Source organism: Clostridium malenominatum (assembly GCF_039521365.1).
Lineage (GTDB): Bacteria > Bacillota > Clostridia > Clostridiales > Clostridiaceae > Clostridium_AW > Clostridium_AW malenominatum.
In genome coordinates this window covers 1,512,788-1,528,020 of the sequence record NZ_BAAACF010000001.1, presented here as the reverse complement: position 1 = coordinate 1,528,020, position 15,233 = coordinate 1,512,788, and the positions used below count along the sequence as shown (strand labels likewise).

Annotated in this window: 13 protein-coding genes; all 13 read right to left on the bottom strand. The window is 31.2% G+C overall.

The window, feature by feature from the left end; translation table 11 throughout:
• Positions 1–8 precede the first annotated feature (8 nt).
• On the bottom strand, positions 9–875 hold the full coding sequence (gene truB / locus ABDZ69_RS07760) for a tRNA pseudouridine(55) synthase TruB (RefSeq protein ID WP_343769625.1): 867 nt from the start codon (positions 873–875) through the stop codon (positions 9–11).
• Positions 875–1,837 carry a DHH family phosphoesterase gene (locus ABDZ69_RS07755; RefSeq protein ID WP_343768457.1) on the bottom strand — a complete coding sequence of 321 codons (963 nt, stop codon included), beginning with the start codon at positions 1,835–1,837 and terminating at the stop codon, positions 875–877. The genes truB and ABDZ69_RS07755 overlap by 1 nt, the downstream gene beginning before the upstream one ends.
• On the bottom strand, positions 1,824–2,192 hold the full coding sequence (rbfA, locus tag ABDZ69_RS07750; protein WP_343768455.1) for a 30S ribosome-binding factor RbfA: 369 nt from the start codon (positions 2,190–2,192) through the stop codon (positions 1,824–1,826). The genes ABDZ69_RS07755 and rbfA overlap by 14 nt, the downstream gene beginning before the upstream one ends.
• Positions 2,193–2,207: 15 nt before the next feature.
• Entirely contained in the window at positions 2,208–4,286 is a 2,079-nt protein-coding gene (gene infB, locus ABDZ69_RS07745) for a translation initiation factor IF-2 (RefSeq protein WP_343768453.1), read from the bottom strand.
• Between the two features lie 17 nt (positions 4,287–4,303).
• Positions 4,304–4,618 carry a ribosomal L7Ae/L30e/S12e/Gadd45 family protein gene (locus ABDZ69_RS07740; RefSeq protein WP_343768451.1) on the bottom strand — a complete coding sequence of 105 codons (315 nt, stop codon included), beginning with the start codon at positions 4,616–4,618 and terminating at the stop codon, positions 4,304–4,306.
• A complete protein-coding gene (rnpM, locus tag ABDZ69_RS07735; protein WP_343768449.1) occupies positions 4,608–4,877 on the bottom strand; it encodes an RNase P modulator RnpM in 270 nt (89 codons plus the stop codon). Before rnpM ends, ABDZ69_RS07740 begins: the two co-directional genes overlap by 11 nt.
• A 25-nt stretch (positions 4,878–4,902) precedes the next feature.
• Positions 4,903–5,955 carry a transcription termination factor NusA gene (gene nusA / locus ABDZ69_RS07730; RefSeq protein WP_343768446.1) on the bottom strand — a complete coding sequence of 351 codons (1,053 nt, stop codon included), beginning with the start codon at positions 5,953–5,955 and terminating at the stop codon, positions 4,903–4,905.
• A gap of 17 nt (positions 5,956–5,972) precedes the next feature.
• Positions 5,973–6,434: a ribosome maturation factor RimP gene (gene rimP / locus ABDZ69_RS07725; protein ID WP_343768444.1), complete on the bottom strand. Its 462-nt coding sequence runs from the start codon at positions 6,432–6,434 to the stop codon at positions 5,973–5,975.
• Positions 6,435–6,656: 222 nt separating this feature from the next.
• Positions 6,657–10,961, bottom strand: a complete 4,305-nt coding sequence (locus ABDZ69_RS07720) for a PolC-type DNA polymerase III (protein ID WP_343768442.1) — start codon at positions 10,959–10,961, stop codon at positions 6,657–6,659.
• A 10-nt stretch (positions 10,962–10,971) separates the two neighbouring features.
• Positions 10,972–12,021 carry a flavodoxin-dependent (E)-4-hydroxy-3-methylbut-2-enyl-diphosphate synthase gene (gene ispG / locus ABDZ69_RS07715; protein WP_343768439.1) on the bottom strand — a complete coding sequence of 350 codons (1,050 nt, stop codon included), beginning with the start codon at positions 12,019–12,021 and terminating at the stop codon, positions 10,972–10,974.
• 10 nt (positions 12,022–12,031) lie between these two features.
• Positions 12,032–13,045, bottom strand: a complete 1,014-nt coding sequence (gene rseP, locus ABDZ69_RS07710; protein ID WP_343769624.1) for an RIP metalloprotease RseP — start codon at positions 13,043–13,045, stop codon at positions 12,032–12,034.
• A gap of 27 nt (positions 13,046–13,072) precedes the next feature.
• Positions 13,073–14,230, bottom strand: a complete 1,158-nt coding sequence (locus ABDZ69_RS07705; protein WP_343768437.1) for a 1-deoxy-D-xylulose-5-phosphate reductoisomerase — start codon at positions 14,228–14,230, stop codon at positions 13,073–13,075.
• A gap of 36 nt (positions 14,231–14,266) precedes the next feature.
• On the bottom strand, positions 14,267–15,202 hold the full coding sequence (locus ABDZ69_RS07700; RefSeq protein WP_343769622.1) for an AI-2E family transporter: 936 nt from the start codon (positions 15,200–15,202) through the stop codon (positions 14,267–14,269).
• Positions 15,203–15,233: the final 31 nt, after the last annotated feature.

The window sequence follows — 15,233 nt, the reverse complement described above, 5'->3', positions numbered from 1 at the left end:
CATTACCCCTAAATAAGTAATTTTAAGATTTTAAATCCCTCTCCATTTCGTTTACCCAAGCCAATGAATCTTTCATTGCAATACACTCTAAAAAGAATATTTAGGTCTACATGGCCCATTATCCTCTTGTCCTTTATTAGAACACCATTAATTAATAACTTTTCATATTGTTCATCTATTGAAACCCTTGGATATTTGTCTAAAGCTTTTTCTATGGGAATTAAGTAAGATTCTAAATTTTCTTTAGTTAAACTGTTAATATGTATTGAATCTTCAATATTGAAGAGACCAGTTTTTTCTCTTTCTAAATCCCACATCAAAGCACCTACCCCTAATTTTTCACCTATGTCATAACATAAGCTTCTTATATAGGTTCCCTTTGAACAATGAACTTTAAAAGTTACATAGGGTATTTCAATTTTTTCTATGTTAATAGAATATATATGAACTTCTCTAGAGTTTCTTTCAATTTCAATTCCTTTTCTTGCTAATTCATAAAGTTTTTTCCCATTAACTTTTAGAGCAGAATACATAGGAGGAATTTGATTTATAGTTCCTACAAAGGAATTAATACATTCTTTTATCATTTCTTCATTTAAACACACAGGTTCTTCTTTTAATATCTTACCTTCTCTATCGTAGGTGTCAGTGATTACCCCTAGCTTTAAAGTACTTTTATAGACTTTTGATTCGTTCATGATAAAATCTACAATCTTTGTAGCATTTCCCATACAAATGGGTAGTACACCAGAAGCCAAAGGATCTAGTGTACCTGTATGCCCAACTTTTTTGGTGCTACCCAACTTTTTAACTATTCTAACCACGTCAAAAGATGTTATACCTGAAGGTTTAAATATATTTAAAACTCCATCCATCATATCAACTCATTTTCTACTAATTGTATTAATAGTTCTTTTACTTCTTCTAATGATTTACCCTTTATGGAGGCTCCTGCTGCTCGAATATGTCCTCCGCCACCTATAGATTCCGCAACTTTTCTAACATCAACTTGAGATTTAGATCTTAAACTAATCTTTATCTCATCCTCTTTTTCCTTTAGTAAAATAGTAACTTCTACAGGTTTAATACTATTTCCAAAAGAAACTATATCGGATGTATCCGTATTAGAATCTATATTAAACTCTTTAAACATACTATTAGTTACTTTCATAACACATATAGTATTGTTTATAATTTCCATAGTGTTAAATACTTTTCCATATAATTTGAATCTATTAAATTCCTTACTATCAAATATAAATCTATGAATTTCACTAAAGTTTATACCTGTATCTATTAAAGCACCAGCAATGGAGTGGGTTCTAGATGTAGTATTAGAATATCTAAAAGATCCTGTATCTGTTAAAATCGATGTATATAAGCAAATAGCTATATTTTCATCAATTTCTACATTAAGGGAACTTAACATTTCATATACTATTTCCCCCATGCATGCAGCTTTCGTATCCACATAATTATAATCCCCGTAGAGTCCGTTAGAAATATGATGATCAATATTAATTAAAGTATAGTTTTTATCATTAAAATCAATATGTGCATTAATTCGTTCAGCATTTCCACAATCTAATATAATTACACAGTCTGTGCCATCTACTACATCTCCATGAGCACGGTTGACTTCATTACTATAAGGTAAATAATTAAAAGTTTCAGGAAGATCTTCTTTGCATATTATATAAGCATCCTTACCTAATTTTCGAACACCTTGTAATAATCCTAAGGAACTCCCAAGGGAATCTCCATCGGGAGAAGTATGAAAACTTATTCCAATTTTTTTACTACCTTTTATGATAGAAAAAATATCATTCATTGTCATTGGGTTTTCTCACTTTCATTTGCGCTAACAATTCATTAATGTGCATACCATACTCAATTGAATTATCTAGTTCGAAAATTATTTCAGGAGTGTATCTTAAATTAATTCTATGACCGACTTCTCTTCTTATAAAACCGCTAGAATTTTTTAAAGCATCAAGGGTACTTTTCTTTTCTTCATCCCCTCCAAATATACTCACATATACTTTGGCATATCGTAAATCTTTAGTAACATTTACATTTGTAATGCTAACCATTGTTGCACCTACTCTAGGGTCCTTTAAATCAGACTGAATTATACTAGATATTTCTCTTCTAAATTCTTCATTTATTCTTCCTGCTCTGTGCTTAGCCATGAAAATCCCTCCTAACTATAGAGTCTTCTTCTTAACTTCTTCCATAGTGTAAGCTTCTATTATATCTCCATCTTTAAGATCATTAAACTTTTCAAGCATTATACCACATTCGTATCCAGTAGCAACTTCTTTAACGTCATCTTTAAATCTCTTTAAGGATGAAAGTCCTGTTTCAAAAATTACTATACTATCTCTTAATACTCTTACACTAGCATTTCTCAAGATTTTTCCATTTAATACATAACAACCAGCAACAGTTCCTACGTTTGAAATTTTATATGTCTGCCTAACTTCAGCACGACCGAGTACTACCTCTTTATAATCAGGTTCAAGCATACCAATCATAGCAGCTTTAATATCTTCTATAGCACTATATATAACTCTATAAGTTTTAATTTCTACATTTTCTCTATCAGCTATAGCAATTGCGTTGTTATCAGGTCTTACGTTAAAACCGATTATTATGGCATTAGATGCATTAGCTAGTGTTACGTCTGTTTCTGTAATAGCTCCTACTCCACCATGAATTACTCTAACCTTTACTTCATCAGCAGATAATTTTTCGAAGGATTGTTTTACAGCTTCAACAGAACCTTGAACATCCGCTTTTATTATTAAGTTTAATTCTTTTATTTTACCTTCTTTAATTTGGCTATATAAATCTTCTAGAGAAACTTTATTAGTGGATAAATATTCCCCTCTAACCTTTTCTTTTCTCTTATCAGCCATTTCTCTTGCAGTTTTCTCATCTTTTACTTCGTTGAATCTATCTCCTGCAGAAGGAACTTCAGATAATCCTAAGATTTCAACTGGTATTGATGGCCCGGCAGATTTTATTCTCTTACCTTTGTCATCAAACATGGCCCTTATTCTACCATAAGTGGTACCAACAAGTATTGAATCTCCAACACTTAAAGTTCCATTTTGAACTAAAAGTGAAGCAACTGGTCCACGACCTTTGTCAAGCTTAGCTTCAATAACGGTTCCTCTTGCATTTCTTTTTGAATTAGCCTTTAATTCTTCCATTTCGGCAGTTAAAACAACCATTTCTAATAAAGTATCTATACCTTCTTTAGTATGCGCTGAAACTGGAACTGTTATAACATCTCCACCCCAATCTTCAGCTAATAAATTTTCATCAGCTAATTGTTGTTTTACTCTATCTGGATTTGCTGATTCTTTATCCATTTTATTTATTGCAACAATAATTGGAACTTTAGCAGCTTTACAGTGGCTTATAGCCTCTCTTGTTTGTGGCATTAATCCATCATCTGCAGCAACAACTAATATTACTATGTCTGTTATTTGAGCTCCTCTTGATCTCATAGCAGTAAAGGCTTCGTGGCCTGGCGTGTCTAAGAAAGTGATTTTTTCTCCAGCTACATCAACGGTATATGCTCCAATGTGTTGAGTGATACCGCCTGCCTCGGATGAAGCAACCTTTGCTTTTCTTATAGCATCTAAAAGTGAAGTTTTACCGTGGTCAACGTGACCCATAACAGTAACAACTGGTGGTCTTTTCTCAGTATTAGTATCATCATCTTCATCTTCATTTGATAAAGTTTCAATGCTGAAATCATCTTCCTTTTGAACTACTAAAACACTTAATTTTTCTCCAAGTTTTTCCGCTGTTTGAAAATCTATTTCTTGATTTAATGCAGCCATTACTCCCATAAACATAAGTTCTTTAATTACTTCAGAATAAGGCTTTTCAATTTTATCGGCAAACTCTTTAACGGTAATAGTATCTGTCATTTCTACTACTACTTCTACTTCACTATTCTCACTTCCACCTTCGCCACCATTGCTATTTTCGTCATCTCTATTTTTCCCTTTTTTGCTTTTCTTTTTAACTGCTAATTCAGCTTCTTGTAGTTCTCCATATTTCTCCTCAACTACATCAGCTATATCAACATTATCGCTATCTTTAGCGCTTGTCATATAAAGTTCTTTTATAAGCTGTGCATCTTCATCTTCAATGACGCTCATATGGTTTTTAACGTCTATACTAAACTCGTCTTTTAAAAGAGTTATAAGATCTTTACTAGACATTCCTAGCTCTTTTGCTAATTCGTACACTCTGATTTTTGACAAAGCATTCACCCCCGAAATTAATTTTTGTTTTTATCATTCCACAGTTCTATTAATCTTTTGGATATAGAGCTATCACTTATACCCACTACGTTTATTCCTTCGCGTCCTAATGCTTTTGATAATTCTTCTCTACTATAATAAATTATTAGAGGTATATCTCTAGCATCGCAAAGGGTAGTAAATTTATCTTTTGTATTTTCAGCCGCTTCTTTTGATATTAGCAGTAAATAACAATTGCCTTTTTTAATAGATTCTTCACACTTATTATAGCCTTCTATGCATTTGCCAGCTTTTTTAGCTATTCCAAGAAATGAGATGAAATTATCCTTCATGCCCAACCTCTTCCCTTAATTTGTTCTGTAGTTCTTCGCTAATAGTAATTTCCAAGTTTCTTTCTAGCTTTCTACTTTTAAAGGCCTTTTGAAGACATTCTATATTTTTGCAAATATAAGCACCTCTACCTGGCTTTTTGCCAGTTAAGTCCACAGAAACGTCCCCTTCTTTGCTTTTTACTATTCTAATAAGTTCTTTTTTAGGTTTCATTTCCATGCAACCGGTGCACATCCTTTGAGGTATTTTCTTAACTTTCATATAAATCAACCTTTCCTCTAAAGAATTAATTATGGCTAACTTGAGAAGAGCTTTTAATGTCTATTTTCCAACCAGTAAGTTTTGCAGCTAATCTTACGTTTTGACCTTCTTTTCCTATTGCAAGGGACAATTGGGTATCATCAACTACTACCTTTGCTGATTTACTTTCTTCATCCACTTTTACATCTAATACTTTAGCAGGACTCAACGCATTGGCGATATATTCTTCAGGAAGCTTACTCCATTTTATTATATCAATTTTTTCGTTTTTAAGTTCATTTACAATATTTTGAACTCTTGTTCCCTTAGGACCAACACAAGCTCCCATTGGATCAACGTCTTTATCGTTTGAATATACAGCAATTTTGGTTCTAGAACCAGCTTCTCTTGATATGCTTTTTATTTCAACAACACCATTGTAGATTTCAGGAACTTCTAATTCAAATAATCTTTTTACTAGTCCAGGATGTGTCCTAGAAACGATCACTTGGGCACCTTTAGTGGTGTTTTTTACTTCAACAATGTATAATTTTAATCTTTCATTAAAATTATAGCTTTCACCACTCATTTGCTCATTAGGTCCAAGAACTGCTTCTATTTTACCAAGGTCAATAAATACATTGGTCTTATCTTTTCTTATAACTGATCCAGTTATAATATCACATTCTTTTTCGATAAATTCATTATATATAATTCTTCGTTCTTCTTCTTTTATTCTCTGTATTACTACTTGCTTTGCAGCCTGCGCAGCAACTCTTCCAAATTTTTTAGGAGTTACTTCAATATTCACTACTTCCCCTATCTCATATCTAGGATCTATTTCCCTTGCTTCTTCTAATGAAATGTCGTTAAATTCATCTTCGATAACTTCAACAACATTTTTCTTAGAATATACCCCGATTTCTCCAGTTTCTCTGTTCATATTAACTGCAACATTTTGATTTGTAGCACCTTGTTTTGCATAATTTTTTCTGTAGGCAGCAACCAAAGCATCTTCAATAGTATTAAATATTAAATCTTCACTAATACCTTTTTCTTTAACTATCTCTTTAAGAGCTTCGACAAATTCTTCGTTCATTTTTTAATTAACCTCCCTTAAAAATCCACTTTCAAATTAATAGTTTTAATCTTTTCTCTAGGTATAGCTAATAAGTCGTTTTCTAGTTTAATAGTTATAGTAGCGTTATCGAATCCTTTTAGTAATCCATCAAATTTTTTGCTGCCATTTACTAAAGATTTAAGCTTTACAGAAACCTTATAATCTATATATTTATTTAAATGATTATCGTTGTACAGCTCTCTTTCTATACCTGGAGATGATACTTCTAAATAGTAGCTATCTGATATAGGATCCTCAATATCTAACATTTCACTTACAGCTCTACTTACCTTTTCACAATCCTCTAAGGCTATTCCCTCATCTTTATCTATGTATATTCTTAGGTAATTATCATTATTTTCTTTAATATATTCTAGATAATAAAGCTCATATCCTAATTTTATAACTATAGGCTCAATTAATTTTACTAAACCATTAATATAGAAATCTTTATTCATATAACTATCCCTCCTTACTTATATTGTGTAGTAAAACATCGAATTACATACAATTTTCATATTAATTTAAAAACGCAACAAGGGTTGCGTTTTCTACAAACAGAAAGAGCGGGCAAACACCCACTCTTTTAAGCTAAAATATATCTGCAAACTTACTAGTTTTAATTGTATCACAATAATTTCCTTATTTCAAGGACAATATATTGAACCATAAATTTCCTTTTACAACGTAAATAAGCTCAATTGATTTGTATCAGGTAGTCCTTTAAGGCATCCGTGAGTATCTAATGCTTCAATTACCGTTCTAGTGGCCTTTCCACGCACCTTTAAGTCTTCCTTTGATATAAACTCCCCTTGCTCTCTAACCTCTGCAATATTTTTAGCAGCATTCTCACCAACTCCTGTAAGAGCACTTAAAGGAATTCTAATACCATCTTCTTCAATAATAAATTTTACTGCATGAGATTTATATAAATCTGCCTCTATAAATTTTATTCCTCTTAGATACATTTCATGGCAAATTTCTAAAGTGGTTAAAAGTCCTTTATCCTTTGGAGTAACATTCATGCCCATAGCATTAATTTCCTCAATTTTCTTCAATATAGAAGGTATTCCTTTTAGTATGACATCGGCATCGAAGTCGTCAGCTCTTACTGAAAAATAAGTGGCATAATAAGCCTCAGGGTAATAAACCTTAAAGTATGCTATTCTAACTGCCATGGTAACGTAGGCAACAGCGTGACCCTTAGGGAACATATATTTAATTTTTTTGCAAGACTCTATGTACCAATCAGGCACTTTATGTTCTCGCATGATTTCTTCTTGATCTTCTGACAACCCCTTACCCTTTCTTACCTTCTCCATAATATTGAAGGCAGTTTTAGGGGGAAGCCCCTTGTATATAAGGTATACCATTATATCGTCTCTTGTAGCAATACAATCTTTTAATGTGGTATATCCTTCTTTTATATAATATTGAGCATTGTTAATCCAAACGTCTGTACCATGAGATAATCCTGAAATTCTTACTAGGTCTGAAAAAGTTTTTGGTTGAGTATCTATAAGCATTTGTCTAACAAATTTAGTTCCAAATTCAGGCAGTCCATAAGTACCTACTTCACAACCTAATTCTTCCTTTGTTACACCTAATGCCTCTGTAGAAGTGAATAGACTCATTACCTTTGGATCTGCTAAGGGTATAGTTTTAGGATCGAGTCCTGTTAGATCCTGTAGCATTCTAAGTACAGTAGGGTCGTCATGACCTAATATATCTAGTTTTAGCAATCTACCGCTAATAGAATGATAATCAAAGTGTGTTGTAATTATTTCAGTATTATTATCATCTGCTGGTCTTTGTATGGGTGTAAAATTAAAAATTTCATTGTCACTGGGAACAACCATAACTCCACCTGGATGTTGTCCTGTAGTTCTTTTAATGCCAGTACATCCTAAAGTTAATCTTTCTATTTCTGCACCATTTACCGCAAGATTTTTCTCGGTAATATATTTTCTTACAAAACCATATGCGGTTTTTTCGGCGATAGTACCTATAGTACCTGCTCTAAAAACATATCCCTTACCAAAGAGCTCCTCTGTATATTTATGAACCACCGCCTGATATTCACCTGAAAAGTTTAAATCTATATCTGGCTCCTTATCACCTTCAAAACCTAGGAAGGTTTCAAAGGGAATGTCATGGCCATCCTTTGTTAAAATTGTTTTACATTCCGGGCAATCCTTATCTGGTAAATCTGCTCCAGAACCTATAGACCCGTCAGTTATGAATTCACTGTACTTACAATTAGGACATACATAATGTGGGGGCAATCCATTAACCTCTGTAATATCTGACATAGTTGCTACAAAAGAAGAGCCAACAGAACCTCTAGAACCAACTAAGTATCCATCTTGATAGGATTTATCAACCAGCTTATGAGCAATCAAATATAGCACAGCATAACCATTATTTATAATAGAATTTAATTCTTTATCTAATCTTTTTTGAACTATCTCTGGTAGGTTTTCTCCATAAATACTATGAGTTTTATCTAAGGTCATTTTACGTATATCTTCTTCAGCGCCTGGAATTTTAGGAGGAAAGGTTTCATCTGGTATAGGTTTTATCTCTTCTATTAAATCCGCAATTTTATTTGTATTTGTAATTACAACTTCATAAGCCTTTTCATCTCCCAAATATGAAAACTCTTTAAGCATTTCCTCTGTTGTTCTATAATATAAAGGTGGTTGATCATCAGCATCACTATAGCCTTGACCAGCCATTATTATTTTTCTATAAACCTCATCTTCAGGATCTAAGAAATGAACATCACAGGTAGCAACTACGGGTTTATTGTATTTTACCCCTAAGGAGCAAATTCTTCTATTAATGTTTTTTAACTCTTCAACATCCTTTATAGAACCATTTCTTATCATAAAGTAATTATTTTCTAGGGGTTGAATTTCTAGATAATCATAAAAATCAATAATGCTTTTAAGTTCATCATCGCTTTTCCCTCTTAGGATTTCTTTATAAATCTCTCCTGCCTCACAAGCAGAACCAATAATTAAACCTTCTTTATATTTTTCAATTAAACTTTTAGGCATTCTAGGCCTTTTATAAAAATGATCTAAATGAGATTCTGATATTAATTTATATAGATTTTTTAATCCTGTCATGTTTTTAGCTAGTACTATTAAGTGATAAGTAGGAAGAGTTTTAATATTAATATTTTTAAAATACTCTTTATTTATATCTTCTAAACTTAAAATATTCTTTTCCTTTAATTCTGTAAAACATCTTAATAATATTTCTCCTGTGGCTTTTGCATCGTCCACTGCTCTATGGTGATTTTCTAAGCTTATTCCCAAATACTTTGCTACCACGTCTAATTTATATCTTTTTAAATCTGGATATAAATACTTTGCTAGTGGAATGGTGTCCATAGTTGGATTATTAAAGCTAAGACCTAAGTCTACAGAGTTTTTCTTTATAAAGGAAACATCAAAGGAAGCATTATGCGCTACCACTACATTGCCTTCTGTAAAGCTTAAAAACTTAGGAAGTACCTGATCTATACTTTCAGCTTCACTTACCATATCATCTGTAATTCCTGTTAATTCAATAATTTTTGCAGGAATATGTACTCCTGGATTAACAAATGAGCTAAATGTATCTATTATTTGGCCATTTTTAATTTTAACCGCTCCAATTTCTATAATTTTATCGTTTTTACTTGAAAACCCTGTGGTTTCTATATCAAAAACGATAAATTCATCGTCAATAGTTTTTCCTTCACCATTTAATACAATAGGTACACCATCTTGAACTAAATAAGCTTCAATTCCATATAGTATTTTAACTTTATGTTTCTTTCCAGCATCCATTGCCTCAGGGTAAGCTTGAACTACACCATGATCAGTTATAGCAATAGCTTTATGGCCCCATTTAGCCGCCCTTTTTATTAAGCTTTCTGCACTATTCATGCCATCCATAGAGCTCATTCTAGTATGAAGATGTAATTCTACTCTTTTTTCTGGGAAGTTATCCATTTTCTCTATTTTGTTAAGCTTAACAATATCCCTTGCCATAATGACTACTTCTTTTGTATATGTATCATATATAGCTTCCCCTCGAACTTTACAATAAAGTCCCTCATTAATTTCATTTAATACTTTTTCCTCATCCTTTGGGCGAGTAAATATTTTAATGGTAATGGAACTTGTATAATCTGTAATAAATAGGGAAACAATTTTTCTTCCTGTTTTAGTTTGTATTATGGTCTTTTTAAATATTTCTCCACAAATAGTAACCATACCAATTGGTTCATCTATGGAATTAATGCTAATATAATCTTCTGTAATGTTTTTACCAAGAAGTATGCTACTGTCCTTATTATCACTAGAAGAATTATCATAGCCTTTTCCATTTTTCATAGGAATTACTTTAGGTTTTTCTTCATTTAATTTAGTGTTTTTAATAATTTCTTTAATTAAGGACATTTCTTCTTCTACTAGTGCGTTGCACTCTACAATGGTGTTACATTTTTCATAAAGTAATTTTACTTTACATTCAATACCAAAAATATCTTTTATAGTGCTATTTACTACAGTTTCAAAGTTTTTATTTTTTAATATATTATAAATAAACTCATTTCCGTATTTTATAGTTAGAGTATTTTCTTCAAGGTTTTTATCGCCCTTAAGCATACACTCTTTTGCTAAGGGAATATGATTTATTATTGCATTAGACAAATCAGTCCAATACTTATTACATATTTCCTTTATACTTACGTTGGAAATATCTTTATAACATATTAATTCAATATCTTTAAAAAAACTGAATCTTTTAAGTAAAAGTCCCTTTAAATAGTCTTCTCCATCCTTTTTAAATTCATTAAAGGATTTAATAATTACTTTTAGTTTATTACTTTTTTTCAAATATTGAATTTTTAATATTTGAACATCTTCTAGTAATTTTTGTGAAGAAGGATTCTCATCCCTAAGTATTTCAGCTAAATTTATATTCATATTCTTCACCTTACATTTGTTCTATTTCTTTTATTAATTCATTGACAAGGTCTTCTTCTTTTACCTTTTTAATTATTTTACCTTTTTTAAAAATAAGCCCTTCACCATTTCCGCCGGCAATCCCTATATCTGCATCTCTTGCTTCTCCGGGGCCATTTACTACACAACCCATTACAGCAACTTTGATATTTTTATCCAATTTGTCGATTTTATCTTCTACAAGTTTTGCAATATTGATTAAATTTATTTCTGTTCTTCCACAGGTTGGGCAAGATATAAACTCAATACCTTCTTTTAAATATCCTAAGGATTTTAAAATTTCTTTGGCTGTTCTTATTTCCTCAACAGGGTCGCTAGTAAGAGATACTCTTATGGTATCACCTATTCCTTCTGCTAAAAGGGTTCCAATACCAACACTAGATTTAATAGTGCCCCTCCAAAGGGTACCCGCTTCCGTTACTCCAAGGTGAAGAGGGTATGAAACCTTTTGAGACATCAGTCTATAACTTTGAATTGTTTCCATAACATTTGATGATTTTATAGAAATAATAATATCATTAAAATCTAATTCTTCTAGAATTTTCACATGGCCTAAAGCACTTTCTACTAAGGCTTCAGGTGAAGCTTTTCCATATTTTAATAATAAGTTTTTTTCTAAGGAACCTGAATTTACTCCTATTCTAATAGGTATGTTATTTTCCTTTGCTTTTTTTACCACCATTTCTACTCTGCTTTTATCACCTATATTGCCAGGGTTAATTCTTAACTTGCTTACACCATACTCTATAGATTTTAACGCTAATCTATAATCAAAATGAATATCTGCAACAACTGGAATATTAACTTTTTTTATTATAGTTTTTAAAGCTTCCGCTGCATCTATGTCTGGAACTGCACAGCGTATTATTTGGCAGCCAGCCTTCTCTAACTCTTTAATTTGAGCAACTGTTTTTTCTACATTTCTAGTATCTGTATTGGTCATAGATTGAATAGATATAGGGGCATCGCCCCCAATATAAATGTTTCCTATTTTTATCTTATTAGTATTTCTTCTATCCATTTTATTCCTCCTAAAGTGCTATAGGGTATAAAATATCCTTTATTGTAACTAGAATCATTAAAGTCATGAGTATTGCAAAACCTATATAATTAATAACTCCAACTTTATTATTATCTAATTTTTTTCCGGTAATTATCTCTAGTAATAGTAATACAATCCATCCTCCATCTAGTGCAGGAAATGGTATTATATTAAATATGCCTAATTGAACGCTTAAATAGGCTGCAAAGAATAGTAAATTTAAAAATCCTGCCTTAGCGGCTTCACCAGATACTTTTATTATTGTAACAGGTCCACCAAAATCATTTACTGAAGCTTTCCCTTTAAATACTGTTCCTAAAAAACTAAAGGTTTGATTTATTATAGAATTAGTTTCTACAAAGCCATAAGATATGGATTCTTTAATTGTTGGACTTTTTACTTCTGTAGGGTATACTCCTACAATGTATCTGCCTTCCTTTTCATCTTTAACAGGAATAAGCTTAGTTTCTTTAACTTCGCTTCCTCTTTTATATGTAACATTCATTACTTCACCTTTGTTCATATAAATTTGAGTATAAAAGTCTTCCCAGGTTAAGATCTTTTTATTATCTATTTTTAGTATTTTATCTCCTTGTTGCATTCCAGCTTGCTGTGCTGGTAAATTTGGTACAACTTTATCTACTATAGGAGCTAAATATCCTTTACTCCCTGCTATGATAGAAAAAATAACAATAGACAAAACCAAATTCATGATTGGTCCTGCAGCTACTATACTTAATCTTTGAGCAGGTTTTTTGTTAGAAAATGCTCTATGATCAAAGGTTTCTTCTCCGTCTTCACCAAGCATTTTTACATAGCCACCTATAGGTAAAGCTTTTATGCTATACAGAGTTTCCCCTTTTCTAAAACCAATTAATTTGGGCCCCATACCAATGGCAAATTCCTCCACCTTCACATCATTTAATTTTGCCATTGTAAAATGCCCCAGCTCATGGATCATTACTAATAAACCAAATGCAAAGATAGCTCCTAATATATTAATTAAATTCACACTGACTCCTCCTTAAAATTATAGCTTAAAATGTTTAAATACATATTCTCTAACTTTCTTATCCATATCAATAATACTTTCAATAGATAAATCTTCGCTACTATGAAATTTGTTTAAAGCCTCTTCTAGTATATTTCCTATTTGGAGAAATTTTATTTCTTTGTTCAGGAAAAGTTCCACTGAGGCTTCATTAGCTCCATTTAAAATTGTTGGAGCAAAGCCTCCTGCTTTTCCAGCTTCATAGGCTAATTTCAAAGGTTTAAAAGTGGTTAAGTCTGGCTTCTCGAATGTTAGGTTTTCCATATTATAAAAATTTAGTTTTTCTCCAATAACAGTTTTTCTTTTTGGATAATTTAATGCATATTGTATAGGTAATCTCATATCAGTGGTCCCCATTTGAGCAATTACGCTACCATCTTTATATTGAACCATTGAATGAACAATACTTTGAGGATGTACAACTACCTGTATATCATCATAATCTAAACCAAAAAGATAATGTGCTTCTATAACTTCAAGACCTTTATTCATAAGTGTGGCTGAATCTATGGATATTTTTTTGCCCATATTCCATCTAGGGTGCTTTAAAGCTTCTTCTGGAAGAATATTTTGCAGTTCTTCAATTTTCTTGCCTCTAAAAGGACCTCCAGAGGCTGTAATTATTATTTTATCTACTTCATCTTTTGAATTTCCCGATAGGCATTGGAATATAGCACTATGTTCAGAATCTACTGGTAGTAACTTGACTTTATGTTTATTAACCTCATCCATTATTATCTTTCCGCCAACTACCAATGTTTCTTTATTAGCTAAAGCTATGTCCTTGCCTGCTTTTATGGCATTAAAAGTTGGTTTAAGCCCAACCATACCAACAATTGAAGTTAATACAATATCTACTTCATGTAAAGTTGAAATTGCATTTAACCCTTCCATGCCAAATATTACTGAGGTTTTTTTATTTCTATCCCTGCAATATTTTACTACTTCATTATAGGCGTTAATTTCTGTCATTGCCACATAAGATGGATTAAATTCCTCAAGAATATTTATTATACTTTTCCAATTGCTATGTGCTGAAACAGCTACTAATGAAAAATTTTCCTCCTCTTTTCTAATCACATCTAGTGCTTGCGTTCCTATTGAACCAGTGGCACCTAATATAGTTAACTTCTTCAAACTAACATCTCCTTTTGTATTCGTAATTCCCTAAACTTAAATATCTAATATGCTTTTGCAAAAAATTAAGTATAGTGGCATAGTTATAATACCAATAGTACCAAAAATTCTGAAACCTAAATAAACAGCAAGAAATAAGTAAAGGGGATGTATTTTAAGTTTATTACTCATTAGTTTAGTTTCGATTATTTGTCTATTTATAAGTAATAATATATAAAGGCAGATTAGGCCGAAAGCAATAATGTAATTCCTAATCCAAATCATATGTAAAATAAGAGGCAGAAATATTAAAATCGTACCAACATAGGGCATTAAATCTAAAACACCACAAAGTAAACCTAACACCATATAGTTATCTATGTTTAATATTTTAAACCCTATTATTGTCTCCAAAGTAAGAATAATTACTATAATACATTGTATCTTGATAATATTTTTAATATTATCAAAAATATTATTTATAAATCTTACACCCGATTCATCAATAAATCTTTTTGTCCAATTAAATATATCATATTTATCTACCAAAATAAAGTAAACCACTATGTTGCCAACAAAATAATTTATAATACTATCTGTAGTATAAATAGCTCCCCTTCTTAATATAGAAGAGTTTAATATTTTTATATAATATTCCTCCAATTGAATGTTTAACAAGTTAGCGTTAATATTTAAATTTTTAAACATTTCATTAAGATTTATTAATAGTTTTAAGACCCCATTTATTATAACGTCTTTTGTAGTGAATAGCCAGTTTCCTAGACAAAAAACAATGGTTAAAATTATTATATTCAGCAGAATGATACTAAATACCCCTCTCAACGTTGGTCTTAAAATATTAAACTTTGTAAAAAACTCAAATATTGGAGTTGATAATGCTAAGAGAAATATTATTATAAAAAAGGGCTTGAAATAATATTTAATAATTAATGTAAAGAAAATAACAGCTATAAGCAAAATAATACAATACAATAACTTGTTAATATTTTTAGTGGTTTTATAC